We start from the raw sequence: 21,810 nt of genomic DNA on the forward strand, positions 1-21,810 counted from the left end.
GATCACGGCCTGGTCATCCGCAGGACGTCCAGCGCCTCGTCCAGCTGCTCCACCGTCAGGGCCCCGCGCTCCACGTACCCGGACTCGATCACGACCTCCCGGATCGTCTTCCGCTCGGCGAGCGACTTCTTCGCGACCTTCGCCGCCTCCTCGTAGCCGATGTACTTGTTGAGCGGCGTCACGACGGACGGCGAGGACTCCGCGTACTCGCGCGCCCGCTCCGCGTTCGCCGTGATGCCGTCGATCGTGCGGTCCGCCAGGAGCCGCGAGACGTTGGCGAGCAGCCGCACCGACTCCAGCACGTTCTTCGCGAGGACGGGCAGCATCACGTTCAGCTCGAAGTTCCCCGCCGCCCCCGCCGCGCCCACGGTCGCGTCGTTGCCGACGACCTGCACGGCGACCTGGAGCACCGCCTCGGGCAGCACGGGGTTGACCTTGCCCGGCATGATCGAGGAACCGGGCTGGAGGTCGGGCAGGTTGATCTCCGCGAGACCCGTACGCGGCCCGGAGGACATCCAGCGCAGGTCGTTGGCGATCTTCGTGAGCGAGCCCGCGATCGTACGGAGCTGCCCGGACGTCTCCACGAGCCCGTCGCGCGCGCCCTGCGCCTCGAAGTGGTCGCGGGCCTCGGTGAGCGGCAGCCCGGTGACGCGGGCGACCTCGGCGATGACGGCGGCCGAGAAGCCCGGCGGCGTGTTGATCCCCGTACCGACCGCCGTGCCACCCAGCGGCAGCTCGGCGAGCCGGGGCAGCGAGGCGCGCAGCCGCTCGATCCCGTACCGCACCTGCGCCGCGTAGCCGCCGAACTCCTGGCCGAGCGTGACGGGCGTGGCGTCCATGAGGTGGGTGCGGCCCGACTTCACGACGTCCGCGAACTCCTCGCCCTTGCGCGCGAGCGCGGCGGCGAGGTGGTCGAGCGCGGGGATCAGGTCGTGCGTGACGGCGGAGGTCGCGGCGATGTGGATGGAGGAGGGGAAGACGTCGTTGGACGACTGCGAGGCGTTGACGTGGTCGTTCGGGTGCACGTCGGCGCCGAGGCGCTCCGTGGCGAGCGTGGCGAGGACCTCGTTCGTGTTCATGTTCGAAGAGGTCCCCGAGCCGGTCTGGAAGACGTCGACGGGGAAGTGCTCGTCCCAGCGGCCCTCGGCGACCTCCTCGGCGGCCGCCCGGATGGCCCGCGCGCGCTCCGCGTCGAGCACCCCGAGTTCGGCGTTGACCTTGGCCGCCGCCGCCTTGATCTGGGCGAGAGCGCGGATGTGCGCGCGCTCCAGGTGCTGGCCCGAGATCGGGAAGTTCTCGACCGCGCGCTGGGTCTGAGCGCGGTACTTCGCGTGCGCGGGCACCCGCACCTCGCCCATGGAGTCGTGCTCGGTACGGAACTCGGGCGCGGCGGCCTCGGGGGTCGCGGACCTCTCGGACCTCTCGGACATGGAACGGCGCTCCTCTCCATCGGGGACCCGCGCGGGGGTGTCGCACGGGGACTCTATGGAGGCAGCGGCGGGGCGGGGGCGGATATTCCGCCCCCGCCCCGCGAGGGCTCAGCCGAGGCCGGGGCCCCGGACCGGGATGCTGGTGAACGTCGGGGCCGGGGCGGGCTCGGTGAAGAAGTCGTTGCCCTTGTCGTCCACGACGACGAAGGCGGGGAAGTCCTCGACCTCGATGCGCCAGACGGCCTCCATGCCCAGCTCCTCGTACTCGACGACCTCGACCTTCTTGATGCAGTCCTGCGCCAGGCGCGCGGCCGGGCCGCCGATGGAGCCGAGGTAGAAGCCGCCGTGCGTGGCGCAGGCGTCGGTGACCTGCCGCGAGCGGTTGCCCTTGGCGAGCATGACCTTGGAGCCGCCCGCGGCCTGGAACTGCTCGACGTAGGAGTCCATGCGTCCGGCGGTCGTCGGGCCGAAGGAACCGGAGGCGTAGCCCTCTGGGGTCTTGGCGGGGCCCGCGTAGTAGACCGGGTGGTCCTTGAGGTACTGCGGCAGGCCCTCGCCCGCGTCGAGCCGCTCCTTGAGCTTGGCGTGCGCGATGTCGCGCGCGACGACGAGCGGGCCGGTCAGCGAGAGGCGGGTCTTGACGGGGTACTTGGTCAGCTCGGCGAGGATGTCGTCCATGGGCTGGTTGAGGTCGATGCGGACGACCTCGTCCGCGCCGTCCTCGGAGAGGTGCTCATCCGTCGTCTCCGGCAGGAAGCGGGCCGGGTCGGTCTCCAGCTGCTCCAGGAAGACGCCCTCGGCGGTGATCTTCGCGACGGCCTGGCGGTCGGCGGAGCAGGAGACGGCGATGGCGACGGGGCAGGAGGCGCCGTGCCGGGGCAGGCGCACGACCCGTACGTCGTGGCAGAAGTACTTGCCGCCGAACTGCGCGCCGATGCCGATCCTCTGCGTCAGCTCGAAGACCTTCTCCTCCAGCTCCTTGTCCCGGAAGCCGTGCCCGAGCGGGGAGCCCTCCTCGGGCAGCTCGTCGAGGTAGTGCGCGGAGGCGTACTTCGCGGTCTTGAGCGCGAACTCGGCGCTCGTGCCGCCGACGACGATCGCGAGGTGGTACGGCGGGCAGGCGGCCGTGCCGAGCGAACGGATCTTCTGCTCCAGGAACTTCATCATGGAGGACTCGTTGAGGACGGCCTTCGTCTCCTGGTAGAGGAAGGACTTGTTGGCGCTGCCGCCGCCCTTGGCCATGAAGAGGAACTTGTAGGCGCCGCCGTCGGTCGCGTACAGCTCGATCTGCGCGGGGAGGTTGGAGCCGGTGTTCTTCTCCTCCCACATGGTCAGCGGGGCCATCTGCGAGTAGCGCAGGTTGAGCTTCGTGTACGCGTCGTAGATGCCGTGCGCGAGCGCCTTCTCGTCCTCGCCCGAGGTGAGCACCTGCTGACCGCGCTTGCCCATGACGATCGCGGTGCCGGTGTCCTGGCACATGGGCAGGACGCCCGCGGCGGCGATGTTCGCGTTCTTGAGCAGGTCGAGGGCGACGAACTTGTCGTTCGAGCTGGCCTCGGGGTCGTCGATGATGCGGCGCAGCTGGGCGAGGTGGGCGGGGCGCAGGTAGTGCTGGATGTCGTGGACCGCCTCGGCGGCGAGCGTGCGCAGCGCCTCCGGATCGACCTTGAGGAAGGTCCGCCCGTCCGCCTCGAAGGTGGAGACCCCCTCCGAGGTCACCAGCCGGTACGGCGTGGTGTCCTCTCCGGTGGGCAGCAGATCGGTGTACGCGAACTCCGGCATCGTGACGCTTCCTCGTGTGGGTGACGCGGGGCGGACGGTGTGGGTCGCCCCGGGCCGCCCGCGACCCGGCTTCCTGGCTCCTGGGCGGCGCCATTCAGGTTAGAACCCCGGGGGTGCGGGGTGGTGGTGAGGTAGGGCTCAGTGGGGGGTGGGGGGGCGGGGGGCTGTCGTCGCGGGGTCTGTGGTCGCCGGGGTGGTCGTCGCTCGGTGGTGGCTGCTGGGTTGGTCGTCGCCGGGTCTGTTGTCGCTTGGTGGTTGCTGCCGGGTTGGTCGTCGCTCGGTGGTGGCTGCTCGGTCTGTCGCTGTCGGGTTGGTCGTCGCTCGGCGGTTGCCGTCCCACCTGTAGCGCCCGGCAGTTGGCGCCTCGCGCGGAGGAAAGCGTCTGTCGCGAGGGGTATCGCGATCTATCGCGTTTCGGTACGCTGCGTCGGTGGACCTCGACAAGCGCCCCCAGACCGCCCAGCGCCCCACGACGACCGCGCCGGACGGCGCGGGCGGCAGCCCCGCCCTGCGCGCCTCGGACGCCGACCGCGACCACTACGCGGCGATCCTGCGCGAGGCGCTCGCCGAGGGCCGCCTGACCGCCGAGGAGCACGCGGAGCGCGTCGAGGCGGTCTTCACCGCCCGTACGCACGCGGACCTCGAACCCCTCGTCGCCGACCTCCCGCGCGCCGGCACGACACCGGGCGCGACCGCCAGCACCGCACCCGCCGCGCCCGCGCCGCAGGCCGGTCCCCAGGAGGACCTGTACGCGGTCTTCTCGCAGGCCGTGCGCCGGGGCCACTGGCGCCCTGCGGCCCTCATCCGCGCGTACGCGATCTTCGGGAGCGTCGAGATCGACCTCAGCGAGGCGATCTTCGAGCACCGCCGTGTCACGATCCGCGCCTTCTCGCTCTTCGGCAGCGTCGAGATCCGCGTCCCGGAGAACGTGACGCTGCACGGCGGCGGAAGCGGAGTCCTCGGCCAGTTCGAGGTCGAGGGCCTTCAGGCGACCGACCCCGAGGCCCCGTCCGTCGACGTCGAGGGCCTCGCGATCCTGGGCAGCGTGGAGGCGGCGCCGAAGCGGGGGCGGCTGATCCGGGAGCTGTCGCGGCACTTGCGGAGGCGGCTCGGGTGAGCAGCGGGCAGCCCCCGCCCTCCCAGGGGGGCTCCCCGTAACAAGTCTTTCGCACCTCCGCGCCCCTCAGTCCCCATTTCCGCCCTCTCGGTCCGAATCTGTGGAAAACCTCGCGAAACTCGCCATGGTCGCCACCTGAACGGGTGAGACGATTTCTGTTTCGACGCGGAAATTGGCGGTTATCCACAGGCAACCCCGGCACGGAGAGTCATGCCCTGCGGGTGAGTGAGCACTCACCCACTTCGGGGGTACCCCCCAGCCGGCGGCCCCGCACCCCGCCTCGCACGCCGCCCCACCCCGCCCCTCCCGACGCCGCATCCCCACGCAGTGCATAGGCGCGCGCACAGCGGGTAGAGCTTGCTCCATCGCTCGTCACACGTCGCTCGCGTAGCCGTTAGCCGTCGTCAGGAGTAGACCGTGCTGTACTCGCCGCGTCAGTCCCTCCCGATCAGCGCCATCCCCCAGCAGCGGTCCCCCGAGCCGGAGCGCCGGCGCGACACGAGCACCCCACCCCGCCCCACCGCGAGCGCCCCGTCCCGCGACAAGGACACCCCCTGGCACGCCGAGGCCGTCTGCCGCCGCGACGAGGCGGGCCTCTTCTTCGCCCCCTCCAAGGAGCCCACGGCCGCGCGCCTCTCCCGCGAGGACGCCGCCAAGCGCGTGTGCGCCGGTTGTCCGGTACGGGTCGAGTGCCGCGAGCACGCGCTGGTCCAGCCGGAGCCGTACGGGGTGTGGGGCGGCCTCACGGCGGCGGAGCGACGTGTCCTCCTGGCCCGCCGCCGACGCCGTGCGGTCGCCAGGGCCCGCTGACGCGGGGGCCGCCACGCCGACGCGGAGCCCGGACCGATCGGTGCCGCCCCGAGTTGCGCCCCCCGCCACCCGTACGAGCCTGGAAGGGTGAACGCACTCACCCCCGGCTTCCACGGAAAGCCCCGGCGGCTCACCGACCGGCTGCCCCCGGGCCAGTACCCGACGGAGATGTTCCCCGTCCTCTCCGCCGGGCCCACCCCGCGCCTGCGCACCGAGGCGTACACCCTCACACTCACCTCCGAGACGGGCGAGCGGCACACCTGGGACTGGGGCGGTCTCCTCGCACTCCCGCAGGAGGAGGTCACCACCGACATCCACTGCGTGACCCGGTGGTCCAAATTCGACACGCGGTGGAAGGGTGTCGCCCTCGACACCCTCCTCGAAGCCGCGGGCGGCGCCGGGCCGCGCGCCCGGTACGTCGTCGCCGAGTCCCACGGCGGCTACACGACGAACATCCCGCTCGCCGAGGTCACCGGCGGGCGCGCCTGGATCGTCCACGAGTACGACGGGTTCCCCGTCTCACCGGAGCACGGCGGCCCGCTGCGGCTGCTCGTACCGCGCCTGTACTTCTGGAAGTCCGCGAAGTGGCTCAAGGGCATCCGCCTCACGGTCGAGGACGAGCCCGGCTTCTGGGAGAACGCGGGCTACCACAACCACGGCGACCCCTGGCGCGAAGAGCGCACCTGGAGCGACTGACATGGCCGCCCCCGCCGCCCGCCGCGGCGGCGCCCCGTACCAGCACTGGGCCCGCGCGACCCTGCTCGCCCGCACCCCGGAGACCGGCACCGCGCGCACCCTCGTGCTCCGCGCCTCCGGCTGGCCGGGTCATCTGCCCGGCCAGCACATCGACATCCGCCTCACCGCCGACGACGGCTACCAGGCCGCCCGCAGCTACTCGCTCGCCGCGCCCGGCAAGGGCGAGCACCTGGAGGTCGGCGTCCAGCCGGTGGATGCCGGCGAGGTCTCGCCCTACCTCGCCGAGGAACTCCCCGTCGGCGCCGACGTGGAGGTACGGGGACCGCTCGGCGGCTGGTTCGTGTGGCGCCCGGAGCGCGCCACGGCCCCCCTCCTGCTCCTCGCGGGCGGCTCCGGCGTGATCCCGCTGATGGCGATGCTCCGCGGCCACCGCACCTCGGGGGCCCGCGTCCCCGCCCGCCTCGTCTACTCCGTACGCGATCCGGCGCAGGTCTGGTACGGGGCCGAACTGGCCGCCGTGGCCCCGCCCGTGTCCGTACGGCTCCTGCACACCAGGACCGCGCCGCCCGGCGACCCGCGCCCGCCGGGCCGGATCGCGAGCGCCGATCTCCCCGAGGCCGGCGGCCCCTTCGCACCCGGCGTCCCCGACGTCTTCGTCTGCGGCCCGACCGGCTTCGTCGAGTACGCGGCCGACCTGCTCCTCCTCGCGGGCCACCCCGCGGAGCGCATCCGCACCGAACGCTTCGGCTGACGCGCCGACACACGCCAGGAGTTGACCCCCATGACCAGCGCATACCTCGACGGCAACGCCCTCGCCGGCCCCCTCGCCCCGATCCTCGCGGTCGACCCCACGACCGCCTGGCGCCACTGCCCGGACTGCGGCCTGCGCGGGCCGCTCGCGGGGCTGCACGTCTACGGCCCCGAGCCGGGCCTCACCGCCCGCTGCCCCGGCTGCGAGGCGATCGCCCTCCGTGTCATGGCCGAGGGCCCCTTCACCTGGCTCTCCCTCGGCGGCCCGGACGGCGCCTTCCGCTTCCGGACGGGGTGAGGCGAGCGGCGCACGGGAAGTTGCAGAGACTTCTCTGCACAGAACCCTGTGCAGAGAAGTCTCTGTAACCTATGCTCCCCTCATGACAGAGCCTTCCGGCAGTCCCCGTCCCGCCCGCCGCATCGACGCCCGCAGCCTGCGCGGTATCGCGCACCCGCTGCGCATGAGCCTGCTCGAAGCGCTCAGCCTCGACGGCCCCGCGACCGCCACCGTCCTCGCGGCCCGCCTCGGCGAGAACACCGGCACGGTGAGCTGGCACCTGCGCCAGCTCGCCGAGCACGGCTTCATCGAGGAGGAGACCGGCCGCGGCACGAAGCGCGAGCGCTGGTGGCGGCGCACCGAGGCCAAGAACGACCTGCGCACGGCCGACTTCCGCGAGGACCCGGAGAGCCGGGGCGCGCTCTCGGTCTACCTGCACGAACTCGTACGGCAGTACTTCCAGCGCGTGGCCACGTACGTGGCCGAGGACTGGGACGACACCTGGCGCGGAGCGGGCACGCTCTCCGACTGGTCCGGCATGCGGCTGACCCCCGACCAACTCCGCGCGCTGAACGCGGAACTGATCGAGGTCATCGCGCGCCACAGCCCCGCGCCCGACGCGGAGCCCGGCCCGGACGCGCTGCCCGTCGTCGTACAGCTCCAGTCCTTCCCGCGCGCGCCCAGGGACGGGCGATGAGCCGCCGGGGCGGACCCCCGCACGCGAGCGGCCGGGGCGGACTCCTGCGCACGCACGGCGACTTCAGGCGGCTGTGGTGCGGCGAGACGACGGGGAAGTTCGGCGCCTCCGTCACGAGTGTGTCGATGCCGCTCATCGCCGTCGCGACCCTGAACGCGGGGCCCTTCACCGTGGGGCTGCTCACCGCCGCTTCCTGGGCCCCCTGGCTGCTCATCGGATTGCCCGCCGGCGCCTGGGTGGACCGGCTGCCGCGCCGCCCGGTCATGCTCGCGGCCGCGGCGGTCTCACTCGTCCTCTTCGCCGCGCTCCCGCTCGCCGCGTCGACGGGCAGGCTGAGCGTTCCGCTCCTGCTCGCCGTGGCGCTCCTCACGGGTACGGCCGCCGTCTTCTTCCAGACCGCCTACACCGCCTACCTCCCCACCCTCCTCGCCCCCGAGGAACGGGCCGAGGGCAACGCCAAGCTCCAGGGCAGCGCCTCCGCCGCGCAGATCGCGGGCCTCGGCACCGGCGGCCTGATCGCCGACCTCGCGGGCGCCGTCAACGCGATGTACGTCAACGCCGCGACCTTCCTGGTCTCGCTGCTGTGCCTGGGACGCATCCGGCACCGCGAGCCGCGCGGCACGGCGAAGGCCGCCCGCACGACCTCGCTCGTGGGCGAGGTCGCCGACGGGCTGCGCCTGGTGGCCCGCGATCCCTGGCTGCGCCCGCTCACGCTCTTCGGAGCCGCGTCCAACCTCGCCCTCATGGGCTACCAGTCGATCCAGGTCGTCTTCCTGGTCAGGGGGGTCGGCGTGGGTCCGGGCGGCGTCGGGGTCCTCGTCGCCGCCACGAGCGTGGGCGGCGTGGCCGGGGCCTTCCTGGCCCGCGGGGCGGTCGACAGGTTCGGTACGGCCCGCGCCCTCCTGCTCTTCGAACTGGGCTTCGCCATACCGGCGTTGCTCATGCCGCTCGCCTTCGGCGGGGCCGGGCTCGCGCTCTTCGTGGCGGGCGGCTTCAGCGTCACGGCGGGCGTCGTCGCGGGCAACGTCATCGCCTCCGGCTTCCGGCAGCGCTACTGCCCCCCGGAGCTGCGCGGCCGGCTCGCGGCGAGCGCGGCCTTCCTCGCGTACGGGACGATCCCGCTCGGCGCCCTGCTCGGCGGCACCCTCGGCAGCGTCCTCGGCCCGCGCGCGGCGCTCGCGCTCACCAGCGCGGGCGTCCCGCTCGCCGCGCTGATCCTCCGCTTCTCGCCGATCGGCCGCACCCGGGACCTCCCCCTGGGCCGCGAACGGACCGCGGACGGACCCGCCCCGGCGGCGGCGTCGTAGCGCCTTCCGCACCGCCGGCGGGGGCACGGGTGACCTGCATCCCGTACCCCCGTCGCCTCCGGGCGCCCCGGCGTCAGTTGGCCCGGTCGAAGTCCACGCTCGCGTAGGCGCGCAGCTTCGAGAGCCGGTGCGTCGAGTCGATCTGGCGGATCGTGCCCGACTTCGAGCGCATCACGAGGGACTGCGTCGTCGCCGTCTCGGCGCGGTAGCGGACGCCGCGCAGGAGTTCGCCGTCCGTGATGCCGGTCGCGACGAAGAAGACGTTCTCGCCGGAGACCAGGTCGTCCGTGGACAGGACGCGGTCGAGGTCGTGGCCCGCGTCGACCGCGCGCTGCCGCTCGGCCTCGTCCTTCGGCCACAGCTTGCCCTGGATCACGCCGCCGAGGCACTTGATCGCGCAGGCGCTGATGATGCCCTCGGGCGTGCCGCCGATCCCCATCAGCAGATCGACGCCCGTGCCCTCGCGCACCGCCATGACCGAACCGGCCACGTCGCCGTCCGAGATGAACTTGATACGGGCCCCCGTCTCGCGGATCTCGCGGACGATGCCCTCGTGCCGGGGCCGGTCGAGCACGACGACGGTGACGTCCTCGGGCGTCGAGTGCTTCGCCTTGGCGACCCGGCGGATGTTCACCTCGACGGGCGCGTTGATGTCGACGAAGTCGGCTGCCTCGGGGCCCGTCACGAGCTTGTCCATGTAGAAGACGGCGGACGGGTCGAACATCGTGCCCCGGTCGGCGGCGGCGAGCACCGCGATCGCGTTCGGCATGCCCTTCGCGCAGAGGGTCGTGCCGTCGATCGGGTCGACCGCGATATCGCACTCGGGTCCGGTCCCGTCGCCGATGCGCTCCCCGTTGAAGAGCATCGGCGCCTCGTCCTTCTCGCCCTCGCCGATCACGACGACACCGCTCATGGAGACGGTCGAGACGAGCGAACGCATCGCCCGCACGGCGGCACCGTCCGCCCCGTTCTTCTCGCCGCGCCCGACCCAGCGCCCCGCGGCCATCGCGGCGGCCTCGGTGACCCGGACGAGTTCGAGGGCGAGGTTGCGGTCCGGGGCCTCCGGGGACACGTCGAGGGGGCCTGGCAGGTGGTGTTCGGGGTGCTCAGAACTCATCGGGGCTGCACCTTCCTGATGCGAGCGGCGGCCCCGCGCGAACGCCCGAGGGGACGGGGCGACGGCCCGGGACCGGAATCGAGGGTTGTTATCGATTTTATCCGCCAGTACGACAAAATGAGCAGTGGGCCCCACGGATGAGCGGATGGCGGGCCGGGCGAGGTGTGCGCGAGGTCGGGGCGGAGGTGGATGCCGAGGTCGGTGCCGAGGTCGGTGCGAGGTCCGCGCCGAGGTTCGTTTCGAGGTCCGTGCGAGGCCTTAGTGCCGGGGCCGCGCACGAGGAGCGGCGCGGGTCTGGGACGATGGGCGCGTGGCAGGCAAGAGGGGCAAGCAGACGGTGCGGGACATGATCCTGTCGCTCGGCGTGATCGTCGCGATCGCGGCCGGCATCTGGATCTTCGTCCCGCACGACGATTCCAAGGACCCGGTCGAGCGGGTCGACTACCGCGTCGAGCTGGCGACCGCGCAGCGCGCGGCGGCGTATCCGGTGGCGGCCCCCGAGGGCCTGCCGAAGACGTGGAAGGCGACCTCGGTCAGGTACCGCGCCCAGGACGGCGACGCCTGGCACCTCGGGTACCTCGACCCGCACGAGAAGTACGTGGCGGTCGAGCAGTCCACGAAGGACCCGGCCGAGTTCATCGAGAACGTGACGCGGCAGGCCAGGAAGTCGGGCGCCGCGACGCGCGTCAACGGCCGCGACTGGCAGCCGTACAAGGGCGACCGCTACGACGCGCTCGTGCTGCGCGAGGGCAGGTCCACGACCGTCGTGACCGGCTCGGCGGGCCTGGCGCAGCTCAAGGCCTTCGCCGCGGCCCTGCGCACCGCGGACGCCGCCGTGCCTTCCGCGTCGGCGGACCCGAGCCCGCGGAACGCCTGAGCCGCGCCGGTGCGGGCCGCGTACCGCTCCGTACGCTCCCCGCGGTGCGAAGCCCCTGCGGTGCGCGCCGCCCCCCTGCGGTGCGCGCCGCCCCCCTGCGGTGCGAGCCGCCCCCCTGCGCGCGAGGCGCCCCCACCGCGGCGCAGGACGCGGCACAGAGCCCCGGGAACGCCGTTGTTCCCGGGGCTCGCTGTCTACGTGCCCGCTGCCGGGCGCCCCGCTCAGACGGTGGTGACGACCTCGTCGAAGGCCAGGCGCGGCAGGCGCGGGAAGGGCGCGGCGTCGTCGCCCTGCTTGCCGATGTTGATGATCATCAGCGGGGTGTGGTCCTCGTCCAGGAACTCCTTCTGGACGCCGGGGAAGTCGAAGCCGGTCATGGGACCCGCGGCGAGCCCGGCGGCGCGGATGCCGATGATGAAGTAACCGGCCTGGAGGGTCGCGTTGATCGGGGCGACCTGCTCGCGGACGACGCGGGCCGAGAAGTAGGCGTCGGCGATGCCGGGGGCGTGCGGGACGAGCTTGGGCAGCTCCGCGTGGAACTCGTTGTCGGTCGACAGGATCGCGACGAGCGGCGCCGTGGCGGTCTTCGCCTGGTTGCCCTCGGCCATGAGCGGCACGAGGCGCTCGCGGGCCTCGGGGGAGCGGACCAGGGTGATGCGCAGCGGCGACTGGTTGAACGCGGTGGGGCCGAACTTGATCAGGTCGTAGACGGCCTGGATCTGCTCGTCGGTCACCGGCTCATCGGTGAAGGTGTTCGCCGTGCGGGCCTCGCGGAAGAGGAGGTCCTGGGTGGCTGCGTCGAGAACGAGCGACATGCGGTGGTACCTCGTGAAGGGGAAGGAGCCCTGGTGGGGGCCTGAACGGAACCCACGCTACGTCGCCCGACGTTGAAGTTTCAACAAAAAGGGGAGCGACGTGATCCGCCTAACAGCGCGGTCGCGCTCACTCCTTGCGGAAGACCTGCCGCGAGCCGCCCTCGGGCCCGGCTTCCGCCTCTTCGGCCGGTACGAAGCCGAGCCGCAGGTAGAAGGCGCGCGCGCCGCTCTCCCCGGCCCCCGGGTGGTCCGCGCCGAAGGTCACGACCTCGACCCTCCCGGGCCCGAGCCGCCGCAACGCCTCCGCCATGAGTTCCCGGCCCACCCCCGCGCCCCGCGCGCGGGCGGCCACGACGAGCCAGTGCACGTGGTGCGGCCCGCCCTCGCCACCGGGCCCGAGCAGGATGCCGCCGAGCGGCCCGTCGCCGTCCTCCACGAGCAGTGCGGCCCCCGCGGCGACGTGGGAGCGCAGCGCCGCGTGGAACCCGGGTTCGGCGACCATCGGGCCGAACCAGTGCTCGACCTCGGCGGCGAGCGCGAGGAAGGCGGGTATGTCGGAGGGCGTCGCGGGACGCGGGGGCGCGGGGGTCACCGGCGGATTCTCGCAGTCGGCACACGCGGGCCGCCGCACCCCCGCGGCCCGCTCCCGCCCCCTCAGTCCTCCTCGCCCGCCCCGGCCCCCTCCGCCTCGCCCTCGCGCTCCGCGAGTGCCGCGTCGAGCCGGGCCCTCGCGCCCTCCAGCCACGTACGGCAGATGCCGGCCAGTTCCTCGCCGCGCTCCCACAGCGCGAGCGACTCCTCCAGCGTCGCGCCGCCGGATTCGAGCCGGCGTACGACGTCGACCAGCTCGGCCCGCGCCTCCTCGTAACCGAGCGCGGGGCTCTCGGCGGCCTTCGTCGCTCCCATGTCCTTCACCCTTCGTCGTCCTCCCGGCGCTCCGTGCGCCGTACCGTGAACTCGCCCTCCGCGACCCGGGCCCGCAACTCCTCGCCCGCCGCGACCTCCTCGGGGACGCGGACCACGGCGCCGTCCGCGCGCTGGAGCACCGCGTACCCGCGCCGCAGGGTCGCGGCGGGGGAGAGGGCGACGACGCGTGCGAGCGTGTGGACCAGGTCGGAGTCGGCGCGGTCGAGCAGATGGCCGACCGTGCGGCGGGCCCGGTCGATCTCGGCGCCGATCTCCTCGTCCCGCCCGGCCACGAGCCGGTACGGATCGCGCAGCGCCGAGTGGGCGAGCGCCTGCTCCAGGCCGTGCGCCTCACGGTCCACGAGCGCGCGGATCGCGTGCCGCGCCCGGTCGCGGGTCTGGCGCACCCGCTCCAGTTCCTCGCCGACGTCCGGGACGACGCGCTTGGCCGCGTCGGTCGGGGTCGAGGCGCGCAGGTCGGCGACGAGGTCGAGGAGCGGCGTGTCCGGCTCGTGGCCGATGGCCGAGACGACCGGGGTGCGGCAGGCCGCGATCGTACGGATCAGCTCGGCGTCCGAGAAGGGCAGCAGGTCCTCCACGCTGCCACCGCCGCGCGCGACGATGATCACGTCCACGTCCGGGTGCGCGTCGAGTTCCCTGACGGCGCCGACGACCTGGGAGACCGCGTGGACGCCCTGGACGGCCACCTCGCGGGTCTCGAAACGGACGGCGGGCCAGCGCGCCTCGGCGTTCTTGATGACGTCCCGCTCGGCCGCCGAGGCGCGCCCCGTGACGAGGCCGATGCGGCGCGGCAGGAACGGCAGCGGGCGCTTGCGGTCCGCCGCGAAGAGACCCTCGGCGGTCAGCTCCTTCTTGAGCCGCTCCAGCTTGACGAGCAGCTCACCGATGCCGACCGGGCGGATCTCGGAGGCGCGCAGCGAGAGCGAGCCGCGTCCCTGGTACCACTCCGGCTTCGCCCGTACGACGATCCGCGAGCCCTCCGTGACGACGTCGGCGACCGCGTCGAAGACGGGCCGGAAGCACGTCAGCGAGATCGAGACGTCGTGCGAGGAGTCGCGGAAGGTGAGGAAGACGACGCGGGCCCCAGGCCGCCGCGAGATCTGCGTGAGCTGCCCCTCGACCCACACCTCCCCGAGCCGCGAAACCCAGTCCCCGATGAGCCGCGACACCTCCCGCACGGGGAGGGCGGCTTCAGGGGTGGTGGTCACAGGCATGCCCCGAGCGTAACGGCCACCGCTGACAGGGCCACAAAGTCCAGTGCGCCCAGATCCAGCCCCTCCGGCGCTTGAGGAGCGGGGTCCGGGGCGGAGCCCCGAGGGGGCCGCCCCGGCGCAATGGCCGTCTACCGCACCACCCGCCACTGCGTCACCAGCACCACCAACCCGGCGGCCAGCCAAATCGCCCCCACCACCTGCGCCGAGTGCGTCGCCTCCACGATCACCGCCACCGTGATCGCCGCCCCCACCACCGGAATCAGCACGTGCCGCCACCAACTCGGCCTTCCGCTGCCCCGCTGGACGGCGAACCAGCCGACCACGCTCGCGTGCAGCAGCGTGAACGCGCTCAGCGCCCCCACGTTCACGACCGAGCTGAGGTCGTCCAGCCCCGTGTCGCGGTTCGCCGCCCACAGGGCCGCCGCACACGTGATGACCGCCGAGACGAGCAGCGCCACGCGCGGGACGCCCTCCCACGTACGGGCCAGAAGGCGCGGCAGCCGCCGGTCGCGGCCCATCGCGAAGAGCAGCCGCCCCGCCGCCGCCTGCCCCGCGAGCGCCGCGAACGCCGCCCCGATCGCCTTGCTCACCGCGACGAGGTCGTGCAGCCAGCCCCCCACCGACGTGTCCACCGCGTCGTAGAAGGCCGAGCCCTGGGCCTCCGGGTGCGAGGCCAGGTGCGCGGACGAGACCGGTTCGAGGAGCGCCACCAGGTACGTCTGGAGGATGAAGAGCACGCCCGCGAGCGCGAGGCAGAACAGCAGCGCCCGCGCCACCTTCGCCGAGCCGCCCGTCGTCTCCTCGGCGAACGTGGCGATCGCGTCGAAGCCGAGGTAGGAGAGCACCGCGACCGACACAGCCCCGACGACCGCCGAGACCGCGAACGTGCTCGTGTCCCCGGTGAACGGCGACCACCAGTCCCGCGCCGCCCCGTCCCGTACGAGGATCACGACCGCCGAGACGCAGAAGACGAGCAGCACCACGATCTCCATCGCGAGCACCGCGAAGCCGACCCGCGCGGCGGCCCGCACCCCCCACAGATTGAGGGCGGTCGTGATGACGACCGCCGCCGCCGTCCACACCCAGCGCGAGACGTCCGGCACGAGCGAGTTCATCGCGATGCCCGAGAAGAGGTACGCCACGGCCGGGATCAGGAGGTAGTCGAGCATCACCATCCACCCGGCGACGAACCCCGCCTGCCGCCCGAGCCCCGCCCGCGCGTAGGCGAAGACGGAGCCCGCGTGCGGCACGACCCGCACCATGAGCGAGTAGCTGTACGCCGTGAAGGCCATCGCGATCGTCGCGACGACGTAGACGAGCGCGACCGCGCCGTGCGACTTCGCGTCGAGCGTGCCGAAGATGCCGACCGGGGCCATGGGGGCGATGAAGAGGAGCCCGTACACGACGAGATCGCGGAAGCCCAGCTCCCGGTGGAGCCGCCCCGAACCGGGCACCGGCGGCGGCGCCCCCGGATCGACGGCGGGACTCGCCCCCTCGCCCGGCTCGGGTCCCTCGTGCCTCGCGCGCTCGTCGCTCACCCGTGCTCCTCCTGCCTCGCCCGGCCGTCCTCGTCACCTGCGTGCCGCCACGGAGCGCACCGCCGCGTCCGCGCGAGCGCACCGCTCCGTTCGTGTACCCGCCAGTCTGGGCGAGGTGCGCCCCCGGGTCCCGCCCGACACGGCCGTACGATGGGCGGCATGACTGCTACGCCCAGCCCGACGCCCGACCGGACCCCCGGAACGCAGGCGGCGCCGCGCGCAGGCAAACGCGTGCTGCTCGCCGCGCCGCGCGGCTACTGCGCCGGCGTGGACCGTGCCGTGATCGCCGTGGAGAAGGCCCTGGAGCAGTACGGCGCCCCGGTCTACGTCCGCCACGAGATCGTCCACAACAAGTACGTCGTGAAGACCCTGGAGAAGAAGGGCGCGATCTTCGTCGAGCAGACCGAAGAGGTCCCCGAGGGCTCCATCGTCATGTTCTCCGCGCACGGCGTCGCGCCGACCGTGCACGAGGAGGCCGCCGCGCGCAGGCTCGCGACGATCGACGCGACCTGCCCGCTCGTCACCAAGGTGCACCGCGAGGCCGTGCGGTACGCGAACGAGGACTACGACATCCTCCTCATCGGCCACGAGGGCCACGAGGAGGTCATCGGCACCTCCGGCGAGGCCCCCGACCACATCACCCTCGTCGACGGCCCCGAGGACGTCGCGAACGTCGAGGTCCGCGACGAGAAGAAGGTCGTGTGGCTCTCGCAGACGACCCTCTCCGTCGACGAGACGATGGAGACGGTGGACGCGCTCAAGACCAAGTTCCCCGGCCTCGTCTCGCCGCCCAGCGACGACATCTGCTACGCCACGCAGAACCGCCAGACGGCCGTCAAGCAGATGGGCGCCGACGCCGACCTCGTCATCGTCGTCGGCTCGAAGAACTCCTCGAACTCGGTCCGCCTCGTCGAGGTCGCCAAGGGCGCGGGCGCGCGCGACGCGCACCTCGTGGACGAGGCCGCCGAGATCGACCCGTCCTGGTTCGACGGCGTCGAGACGGTCGGCGTGACCTCCGGCGCCTCGGTCCCCGAGGTCCTCGTCGACGGCGTCCTCGCGGACCTCGCGACGCGCGGCTACGAGGACGTCGAGATCGTCAAGGCGGCGGAGGAGTCGATCACCTTCTCGCTGCCGAAGGAACTGCGCCGCGACCTGCGCGCGGAGGCGGCAGCGCTCGCGGCCGGCGCGCGTACGGCGGGCTGACGCCGCGTCGAGGAGCCCCCGGCCGCCGCGTAACGCGGGTCAGGCGCGGGGGGTCCGTCGTACGGTGGTCCCCATGCAGATCTTCGGCGTGGACATCGGCGGCTCCGGCATCAAGGGCGCGCCCGTGGACCTGGACCTCGGCGACCTGGCGCAGCCGCGCCACAAGGTCCTCACCCCCCACCCGGCGACCCCCGAGGGCGTCGCGGAGAAGGTGAAGGAGGTCGTGGACCACTTCGGCTGGCAGGGCCCGGTCGGGGTCACCTTCCCCGGGGTGATCACGGACGGCACGGTACGTACCGCCGCGAACGTGGACAAGAGCTGGGTCGGTACGCACATCGAGGGCCTCCTCGGTGACCGTCTCGGCTCCGGCTGCCCCGTCACCGCGCTCAACGACGCGGACGCGGCGGGCCTCGCCGAGATGCGCTTCGGCGCGGGCAAGGGCCGCACCGGCACCGTGATCGTCCTGACCTTCGGCACCGGCATCGGCTCCGGGCTCTTCACGAACGGGGTGCTCGTGGCGAACACCGAGCTCGGGCACCTGGAGCTGGACGGGCACGACGCGGAGAAGCGGGCCTCGTCGAAGGTCAAGGAGGACCACGACATGAGCTACGCGCACTGGGCGAAGCGGGTCGAGAAGTACCTCGCCCACGTCGAGATGCTCTTCTCGCCAGAACTCCTCGTCATCGGCGGCGGAGTGAGCCGCAAGTCGGAGAAGTTCCTGCCCCACATCGAGGGAATCCGCGCCGACCTGGTCCCGGCCCAGCTCCAGAACAACGCGGGGATCGTGGGGGCGGCGATGAGGGCGGCGGAGCGCGGCTGAGCCGGCCGGGGCCGGCCGTCCCTCACCCCGGCGGCCGGCCCTTTCCCCGTGCGGAGGCCGCGGCCCGCCTCCGTACCATCCGCACCTTGCGCGCCATCACCAGCGCCACCGCCAGCGCCGTCCCCGCGTACAGCCACCCCGCGTGCACCGCGAGCGCCGTGACCACCCCCACCGCGTGCCCCGCGAGCCCGCCGTCGCTCTCGGCGAGCGGCGTGAGGCCCACGGCGAAGGCGATCGGCACGGCGACGGGAGCCGCGAAGAGGTCCGCGGGCCGCACCCACAGCGCGGTGAGCAGGCTCACGGGCAGGAAGAGCAGCCCGTACACGAGCACCGAGGACCCGGCGGCGAGCGCGATGCCGGAGGCGAGCAGCATCGCCGCGGCGGCGAAGAGCCCGGTGCCGAGCCCGGTGAGCCGGGGCCCGGGGATTCGGGAAGGGGTACGGGTCGCACCCGAGGCGGTACGGGGACGGCCCGGCGGACGGGGACGGCCCGGCGGACGGGGACGGGCCTCGCGCCCCTGCGCGCCCTGCGGCGGCAGCGGGCGGCGGGCGGGACGGGCGGCGGGGGGACGGGGGGACGGCCTGTCGGGCGGCCGGCGCGTACTGGGTTGCTCCACCGCACCAACGTAGGCGCCGGGCCCCGTGCCCTCCGGTCCGGGACACGCGCTTTTGCCCACGGCGCCCCTGCTGCCGTACGGTGCCGGGTCGGCCCCGTACCGCCTCCCTGTACCGTGAAGGGCCACCTTCGGATTCGCGAGCGGACTTAGTTAGAGAGCCATGAGCACAAGCATCGGTATCGTCGGCCTGCCCAATGTCGGCAAGTCCACCCTCTTCAACGCCCTCACGAAGAACGACGTGCTGGCCGCGAACTACCCCTTCGCGACGATCGAGCCGAACGTGGGCGTCGTGGGCGTGCCGGACCCCCGGCTGCCGAAGCTCGCCGAGCTCTTCGGCTCGGCCCGTGTCCTTCCCGCGACGGTGGACTTCGTGGACATCGCGGGCATCGTGCGCGGCGCGAGCGAGGGCGAGGGCCTGGGCAACAAGTTCCTCGCGAACATCCGCGAGACCGACGCGATCTGCCAGGTGATCCGCGCCTTCAAGGACGACAACGTCGTGCACGTCGACGGCAAGGTCTCCCCGAAGGACGACATCGAGACGATCAACACCGAGCTGATCCTCGCCGACCTCCAGACGGTCGAGAAGGTCCTCCCGCGCCTCGCGAAGGAGGCCAGGATCAAGAAGGACGTGGCCCCCAAGCTCGCGGCGGTCGAGGAGGCGAAGGCGATCCTGGAGGCGGGCGACACGCTCTTCTCCAAGGGCATCGCGCAGGGCACGGAGAAGGCCGCCCCCCTCCACGACCTGCACCTGCTGACGACCAAGCCCTTCCTCTACGTCTTCAACGTGGACGAGGACGAGCTGACGGACGACACCTTCAAGGCCGAGCAGCGCGCGCTCGTCGCCCCGGCCGAGGCGATCTTCCTCAACGCGAAGCTGGAGGCGGACCTCGCCGAACTCGACGACGAGGAGGCCCTCGAACTCCTCCAGTCCGTCGGCCAGGACGAACCGGGCCTCGCGACCCTGGCCCGCGTCGGCTTCGAGACGCTCGGCCTCCAGACCTACCTGACCGCAGGCCCCAAGGAAACCCGCGCCTGGACCATCGACAAGGGCGCGACGGCCCCCCAGGCGGCCGGAGTCATCCACACCGACTTCGAACGCGGCTTCATCAAGGCCGAGATCATCTCCTTCGACGACCTCGTCACCACCGGCTCCGTATCCGACGCCCGCGCGGCGGGCAAGGCCCGCATGGAGGGCAAGGACTATGTGATGCGGGACGGGGATGTGGTGGAGTTCCGGTTCAACGTGTGACGGGCTGACGCCGTGATCGGCCGAGGTGCTGGTCAGGCAGCAAAACCCCAGGTCAGGGGCCAGACCTTCGGGTCTGGCCCCTTCCTGTTTTCTCCGGCTGGATCAGCCTGTTTCCTGGCCCTGTGCTGACTTGGTGCTGACTCTCGGGGTGAGTCTGTACGTGCTTTGAGCTGGGGTTTCCGGGGTGCCGTGTGAGGCCGGACAGAACGAGGGGCGCACCTGGGGAGGGGCACGGGAAACCCGGTACGCATGGGGAAGGGGCGCCGGGCAGGATGGGGGAGTGGCTGCTGACCTGCTGTGGGATGACGTCAGAGGGTTCTTCGACCCTGAGCTGATGGGTGCGCTGCCGGACGTGCTCGTTCCTGGGGCCTCGGTCGAGGACTGGCAGGCTGTCCTCGACCTTGTTGATGTGAGCGGATGGAAGCGCCAGTACTCCGAAGGAGAGTCGGTGCTTCCCGTGCCTCGGGCGGAGGCAGTTCTGTCCCGCCAGGCTGATGAGGAATGTCCGCAGCTGAGGGTCTGGCTGGCTCCCGAGGTGCTGGTGATATTCCGCTTCTACTCGGCAGACGAGATCGACTTTGATGTCGACCTGCGGGAACTCCAGGGGCAGGAGCGGCTCGACCTGTTCTGTGAGTTCCTCACGGCTATCGGACGGCGGTTGGGGAAGCCGGTGCTGATGGATGCCGAGGGCGGCGACGGCAGCCATCCCGTACTTGGATTCGAGGTCGAGAGCGATCGTGTTGTGCTGTTGGCGGAGCGGTTCGTGCCCTGACCGCTGTTGCCTCGGGCCTCGGGAACGGCCCCTCTTTATGCGACAACGCGAATATTCGCGTGACCGCATGGACGGCGAGGGCGCCCCCTCCGTACGGTCGTGATGCCGTCCCACGAGGGGGCGCGGGACTGGGGGTTTCACCATGGCTCGTGAGGAACTGACCCGGCTGACCGGCAACGGGAACGGCGAGTGCGGCAAGGACGACTGCCCGAACGTCTACCGGACCGCGTCCGGCTCCTTCGTCGTCCAGGGCGACGTGTCCAATGCGTTCACCGCTCCCGAAGGGGAAGGGCTCGTGGAGATCCCGGAGGAGACGTTGAGGGAGGCTTTCCGTGCTCTTGGCTGGTGAGGCGTGGGCGGCGCGGTTCGAGCGCTTCACGCAAGAGGCGTGGCGTCTTGAGACGTTGCCGCAGTACCTCATGCCGCAGGAGGATGAGGAGTTCGCGGCGTTCCGTTCCGGGGCCCGTATCGACCCGGAGACCGTGGCGAACGAGTACACGGATCGGCTACGCCGACAGGCGGCAGAGGGGCGCACGCAGGGCCGCGTTCACGTCGTGACCCGCCCTCTCTCTGAATACCTGCGGTTCGAGTTCCACCACTACTACAAGGCCCATGCCTTGGCCGGTGAGCAGATCCGCATCCTCGATGTGACGGACAGGCTCAATCCCCTTGAGGGCGCCCACGACTTCTGGATGTTCGACCACTCTGAAGTGGTTCTTATGAACTACCACCCGGACGGTAGGCAGATCAGCCGCGAAGTGTACGACGGCGATACGGCGCCGTTCGTCGAATACCAGAGGATCGCTGTAGCCGAGTCGGTTCCCTTTGAGGAGTACGTGAAGGGCCTTGACCTTTGAGCCAGAAGCCCTAGGTCAATCCAGGTCAGACCTAGCGGCGGTCCTGAAGAACGAGCGCAAGCGGGCCAGCTGGACTCAAGTCCGGCTCGCGAAGCGCTGCAACATGAGCCAGACAAAGATCAGTAATATCGAGAGCGGGAAGCTCACCCCCGCCATAGTCGACGTAGAGCTGATCCTTGATGCCCTCGGAGCGGAAGGGCCATTGGCGGCTGAGATCCTTGCTCTCGCCCGCTCCGCGAACACGGAGTGGCAGGACCACTGGAGCTCACGCCGCAGGGGCCTGGACAAGAAGCAGAACGAACTGGCCAGGCTTGAGGCGATCTCCACGGAGTTCCGCTACTTCCTGCTCTCCATGATTACCGGCCTGCTCGCCACGCCTGAGTACGTGCGTGCGAGCATCGCTGACGTTCCTGGAGACCAGTCCAAGACCATTGCGAAGAAGTTGGAACGGCAAAGCGTCCTGGTCAATCCAGAGAAGCGGTTCACGTTCCTGCTGACGGAACAGGCTGTCAGGTGGCCGCTGCTTCCGCCTCTGGAAATGGCCATGCAGATGGACCGACTTGTGTCCGTGTCACGTATCCCGAATGTGCGGTTGGGCGTGATCCCCTTGGGTGGACACATTCCAGAGCGCCCCCTCAACACGTTCACTGTTTATGACCGCCGCCTGGCCACCGTGGAGACAGGAACAGGGGCCCTGATGCTCCGGGACCACCGGGACGTGGACGTGTACCGGGAGGATTTCGAGCGATACGAGGGATACGCCGTGTGGGGTGACGACTGCCGGTCACTCCTGAACGACTGGGCCGTGATCTTTACCCGACAACGCCAATAAACCTGGGCCCCTCCGACTCGGCCGATGAAACTGGTTGCTCGCTCGGGACATTCGGTCGGGGAGGCGGCAAGCGTGAGTAATCCGAGAACGACGATGAGCGGCCCGGT

The 21,810-nt window shown here is 71.8% G+C and carries 24 protein-coding genes; 15 read left to right on the forward strand and 9 right to left on the reverse strand.

The genetic code is table 11. The annotated features are described in order from the left end of the window. Positions 1 to 2: 2 nt before the first annotated feature. Positions 3 to 1,430, reverse strand: a complete 1,428-nt coding sequence (locus tag ACIP4O_RS06005; protein WP_401571995.1) for a class II fumarate hydratase — start codon at positions 1,428 to 1,430, stop codon at positions 3 to 5. A 108-nt stretch (positions 1,431 to 1,538) separates the two neighbouring features. Further along, entirely contained in the window at positions 1,539 to 3,212 is a 1,674-nt protein-coding gene (locus tag ACIP4O_RS06010) for a fumarate hydratase (RefSeq protein WP_401571998.1), read from the reverse strand. Positions 3,213 to 3,642: 430 nt separating this feature from the next. Here ACIP4O_RS06010 and ACIP4O_RS06015 point away from each other — a divergent pair, with 430 nt between their 5' ends. The 7 genes from ACIP4O_RS06015 (at position 3,643) to ACIP4O_RS06045 (ending at position 8,866) form a co-directional block, all read left to right on the forward strand. Then, positions 3,643 to 4,329 carry a DUF1707 domain-containing protein gene (locus ACIP4O_RS06015; RefSeq protein ID WP_361320620.1) on the forward strand — a complete coding sequence of 229 codons (687 nt, stop codon included), beginning with the start codon at positions 3,643 to 3,645 and terminating at the stop codon, positions 4,327 to 4,329. Between the two features lie 417 nt (positions 4,330 to 4,746). Next, the gene (locus ACIP4O_RS06020) at positions 4,747 to 5,139 is read left to right on the forward strand and encodes a WhiB family transcriptional regulator (protein ID WP_361320622.1); all 393 of its coding nucleotides are present in this window, start codon (positions 4,747 to 4,749) and stop codon (positions 5,137 to 5,139) included. Positions 5,140 to 5,226: 87 nt separating this feature from the next. After that, entirely contained in the window at positions 5,227 to 5,835 is a 609-nt protein-coding gene (locus ACIP4O_RS06025; RefSeq protein ID WP_401572002.1) for a molybdopterin-dependent oxidoreductase, read from the forward strand. Between the two features lies 1 nt (position 5,836). Further along, on the forward strand, positions 5,837 to 6,586 hold the full coding sequence (locus ACIP4O_RS06030; protein ID WP_401572004.1) for an FAD-binding oxidoreductase: 750 nt from the start codon (positions 5,837 to 5,839) through the stop codon (positions 6,584 to 6,586). Between the two features lie 30 nt (positions 6,587 to 6,616). Further along, a complete protein-coding gene (locus ACIP4O_RS06035) occupies positions 6,617 to 6,883 on the forward strand; it encodes a DUF6510 family protein (protein WP_401572006.1) in 267 nt (88 codons plus the stop codon). 82 nt (positions 6,884 to 6,965) lie between these two features. After that, a complete protein-coding gene (locus ACIP4O_RS06040; protein WP_401572009.1) occupies positions 6,966 to 7,559 on the forward strand; it encodes a helix-turn-helix domain-containing protein in 594 nt (197 codons plus the stop codon). Further along, positions 7,556 to 8,866: an MFS transporter gene (locus tag ACIP4O_RS06045; protein WP_401572011.1), complete on the forward strand. Its 1,311-nt coding sequence runs from the start codon at positions 7,556 to 7,558 to the stop codon at positions 8,864 to 8,866. Before ACIP4O_RS06040 ends, ACIP4O_RS06045 begins: the two co-directional genes overlap by 4 nt. Positions 8,867 to 8,939: 73 nt before the next feature. Here the strand turns inward: ACIP4O_RS06045 and glpX are convergent, their stop codons facing one another. Then, a complete protein-coding gene (gene glpX, locus ACIP4O_RS06050) occupies positions 8,940 to 9,983 on the reverse strand; it encodes a class II fructose-bisphosphatase (protein WP_361320634.1) in 1,044 nt (347 codons plus the stop codon). A gap of 310 nt (positions 9,984 to 10,293) precedes the next feature. Between glpX and ACIP4O_RS06055 the strand changes: the two genes are divergently transcribed. Further along, the gene (locus ACIP4O_RS06055; protein WP_401572014.1) at positions 10,294 to 10,860 is read left to right on the forward strand and encodes a DUF4245 domain-containing protein; all 567 of its coding nucleotides are present in this window, start codon (positions 10,294 to 10,296) and stop codon (positions 10,858 to 10,860) included. 221 nt (positions 10,861 to 11,081) lie between these two features. Here the strand turns inward: ACIP4O_RS06055 and ACIP4O_RS06060 are convergent, their stop codons facing one another. The 5 genes from ACIP4O_RS06060 to ACIP4O_RS06080 all read right to left on the reverse strand — a co-directional run bounded on the left by ACIP4O_RS06060 (position 11,082) and on the right by ACIP4O_RS06080 (position 15,354). Continuing rightward, positions 11,082 to 11,675 carry a malonic semialdehyde reductase gene (locus ACIP4O_RS06060; RefSeq protein ID WP_401572016.1) on the reverse strand — a complete coding sequence of 198 codons (594 nt, stop codon included), beginning with the start codon at positions 11,673 to 11,675 and terminating at the stop codon, positions 11,082 to 11,084. A 127-nt stretch (positions 11,676 to 11,802) separates the two neighbouring features. Further along, a complete protein-coding gene (locus tag ACIP4O_RS06065; protein ID WP_401572019.1) occupies positions 11,803 to 12,267 on the reverse strand; it encodes a GNAT family N-acetyltransferase in 465 nt (154 codons plus the stop codon). Between the two features lie 62 nt (positions 12,268 to 12,329). Beyond that, positions 12,330 to 12,590: an exodeoxyribonuclease VII small subunit gene (locus ACIP4O_RS06070; protein ID WP_401572021.1), complete on the reverse strand. Its 261-nt coding sequence runs from the start codon at positions 12,588 to 12,590 to the stop codon at positions 12,330 to 12,332. Beyond that, positions 12,587 to 13,816, reverse strand: a complete 1,230-nt coding sequence (gene xseA / locus ACIP4O_RS06075) for an exodeoxyribonuclease VII large subunit (RefSeq protein ID WP_401572024.1) — start codon at positions 13,814 to 13,816, stop codon at positions 12,587 to 12,589. Before xseA ends, ACIP4O_RS06070 begins: the two co-directional genes overlap by 4 nt. Before the next feature lie 128 nt (positions 13,817 to 13,944). Then, positions 13,945 to 15,354, reverse strand: a complete 1,410-nt coding sequence (locus tag ACIP4O_RS06080; protein WP_401572026.1) for an APC family permease — start codon at positions 15,352 to 15,354, stop codon at positions 13,945 to 13,947. 150 nt (positions 15,355 to 15,504) lie between these two features. Here ACIP4O_RS06080 and ACIP4O_RS06085 point away from each other — a divergent pair, with 150 nt between their 5' ends. Both ACIP4O_RS06085 and ppgK read left to right on the forward strand, forming a co-directional pair. Then, positions 15,505 to 16,557, forward strand: a complete 1,053-nt coding sequence (locus ACIP4O_RS06085; RefSeq protein ID WP_401572029.1) for a 4-hydroxy-3-methylbut-2-enyl diphosphate reductase — start codon at positions 15,505 to 15,507, stop codon at positions 16,555 to 16,557. Positions 16,558 to 16,630: 73 nt separating this feature from the next. Beyond that, positions 16,631 to 17,377, forward strand: a complete 747-nt coding sequence (gene ppgK, locus ACIP4O_RS06090) for a polyphosphate--glucose phosphotransferase (protein WP_361320648.1) — start codon at positions 16,631 to 16,633, stop codon at positions 17,375 to 17,377. 22 nt (positions 17,378 to 17,399) lie between these two features. Here the strand turns inward: ppgK and ACIP4O_RS06095 are convergent, their stop codons facing one another. Continuing rightward, complete coding sequence (locus ACIP4O_RS06095; protein ID WP_401572033.1) at positions 17,400 to 17,993, reverse strand: DUF6542 domain-containing protein; 594 nt, start codon at positions 17,991 to 17,993, stop codon at positions 17,400 to 17,402. 160 nt (positions 17,994 to 18,153) lie between these two features. Here ACIP4O_RS06095 and ychF point away from each other — a divergent pair, with 160 nt between their 5' ends. The 5 genes from ychF to ACIP4O_RS06120 all read left to right on the forward strand — a co-directional run bounded on the left by ychF (position 18,154) and on the right by ACIP4O_RS06120 (position 21,703). Continuing rightward, complete coding sequence (gene ychF, locus ACIP4O_RS06100) at positions 18,154 to 19,242, forward strand: redox-regulated ATPase YchF (RefSeq protein WP_401572035.1); 1,089 nt, start codon at positions 18,154 to 18,156, stop codon at positions 19,240 to 19,242. Positions 19,243 to 19,576: 334 nt separating this feature from the next. Further along, the gene (locus ACIP4O_RS06105; protein ID WP_401573852.1) at positions 19,577 to 20,014 is read left to right on the forward strand and encodes a hypothetical protein; all 438 of its coding nucleotides are present in this window, start codon (positions 19,577 to 19,579) and stop codon (positions 20,012 to 20,014) included. Between the two features lie 142 nt (positions 20,015 to 20,156). Beyond that, on the forward strand, positions 20,157 to 20,363 hold the full coding sequence (locus ACIP4O_RS06110; protein ID WP_283299715.1) for a hypothetical protein: 207 nt from the start codon (positions 20,157 to 20,159) through the stop codon (positions 20,361 to 20,363). Beyond that, positions 20,347 to 20,871, forward strand: a complete 525-nt coding sequence (locus tag ACIP4O_RS06115) for a DUF6879 family protein (protein ID WP_401572038.1) — start codon at positions 20,347 to 20,349, stop codon at positions 20,869 to 20,871. The genes ACIP4O_RS06110 and ACIP4O_RS06115 overlap by 17 nt, the downstream gene beginning before the upstream one ends. After that, the gene (locus ACIP4O_RS06120; protein ID WP_401572041.1) at positions 20,861 to 21,703 is read left to right on the forward strand and encodes a Scr1 family TA system antitoxin-like transcriptional regulator; all 843 of its coding nucleotides are present in this window, start codon (positions 20,861 to 20,863) and stop codon (positions 21,701 to 21,703) included. The genes ACIP4O_RS06115 and ACIP4O_RS06120 overlap by 11 nt, the downstream gene beginning before the upstream one ends. The last annotated feature ends 107 nt before the right edge of the window (positions 21,704 to 21,810 follow it).

It is taken from the genome of Streptomyces sp. NPDC088923 (assembly GCF_044749745.1).
In the GTDB taxonomy this organism is placed as follows: Bacteria; Actinomycetota; Actinomycetes; order Streptomycetales; family Streptomycetaceae; genus Streptomyces.

Bases quoted from the DNA above. Each gene is read 5' to 3' on its own strand.
- ACIP4O_RS06005 (WP_401571995.1), bottom strand. From the start codon at position 1,430: ATGTCCGAGAGGTCCGAGAGGTCCGCGACCCCCGAGGCCGCCGCGCCC.
- ACIP4O_RS06105 (WP_401573852.1), top strand. From the start codon at position 19,577: ATGGGTGCGCTGCCGGACGTGCTCGTTCCTGGGGCCTCGGTCGAGGAC.
- ACIP4O_RS06060 (WP_401572016.1), bottom strand. From the start codon at position 11,675: ATGTCGCTCGTTCTCGACGCAGCCACCCAGGACCTCCTCTTCCGCGAG.
- ppgK (WP_361320648.1), top strand. From the start codon at position 16,631: ATGCAGATCTTCGGCGTGGACATCGGCGGCTCCGGCATCAAGGGCGCG.
- ACIP4O_RS06085 (WP_401572029.1), top strand. From the start codon at position 15,505: ATGGGCGGCATGACTGCTACGCCCAGCCCGACGCCCGACCGGACCCCC.
- xseA (WP_401572024.1), bottom strand. From the start codon at position 13,816: ATGCCTGTGACCACCACCCCTGAAGCCGCCCTCCCCGTGCGGGAGGTG.
- ACIP4O_RS06040 (WP_401572009.1), top strand. From the start codon at position 6,966: ATGACAGAGCCTTCCGGCAGTCCCCGTCCCGCCCGCCGCATCGACGCC.
- glpX (WP_361320634.1), bottom strand. From the start codon at position 9,983: ATGAGTTCTGAGCACCCCGAACACCACCTGCCAGGCCCCCTCGACGTG.
- ACIP4O_RS06030 (WP_401572004.1), top strand. From the start codon at position 5,837: ATGGCCGCCCCCGCCGCCCGCCGCGGCGGCGCCCCGTACCAGCACTGG.
- ACIP4O_RS06010 (WP_401571998.1), bottom strand. From the start codon at position 3,212: ATGCCGGAGTTCGCGTACACCGATCTGCTGCCCACCGGAGAGGACACC.
- ACIP4O_RS06045 (WP_401572011.1), top strand. From the start codon at position 7,556: ATGAGCCGCCGGGGCGGACCCCCGCACGCGAGCGGCCGGGGCGGACTC.
- ACIP4O_RS06035 (WP_401572006.1), top strand. From the start codon at position 6,617: ATGACCAGCGCATACCTCGACGGCAACGCCCTCGCCGGCCCCCTCGCC.
- ACIP4O_RS06110 (WP_283299715.1), top strand. From the start codon at position 20,157: ATGGCTCGTGAGGAACTGACCCGGCTGACCGGCAACGGGAACGGCGAG.
- ychF (WP_401572035.1), top strand. From the start codon at position 18,154: ATGAGCACAAGCATCGGTATCGTCGGCCTGCCCAATGTCGGCAAGTCC.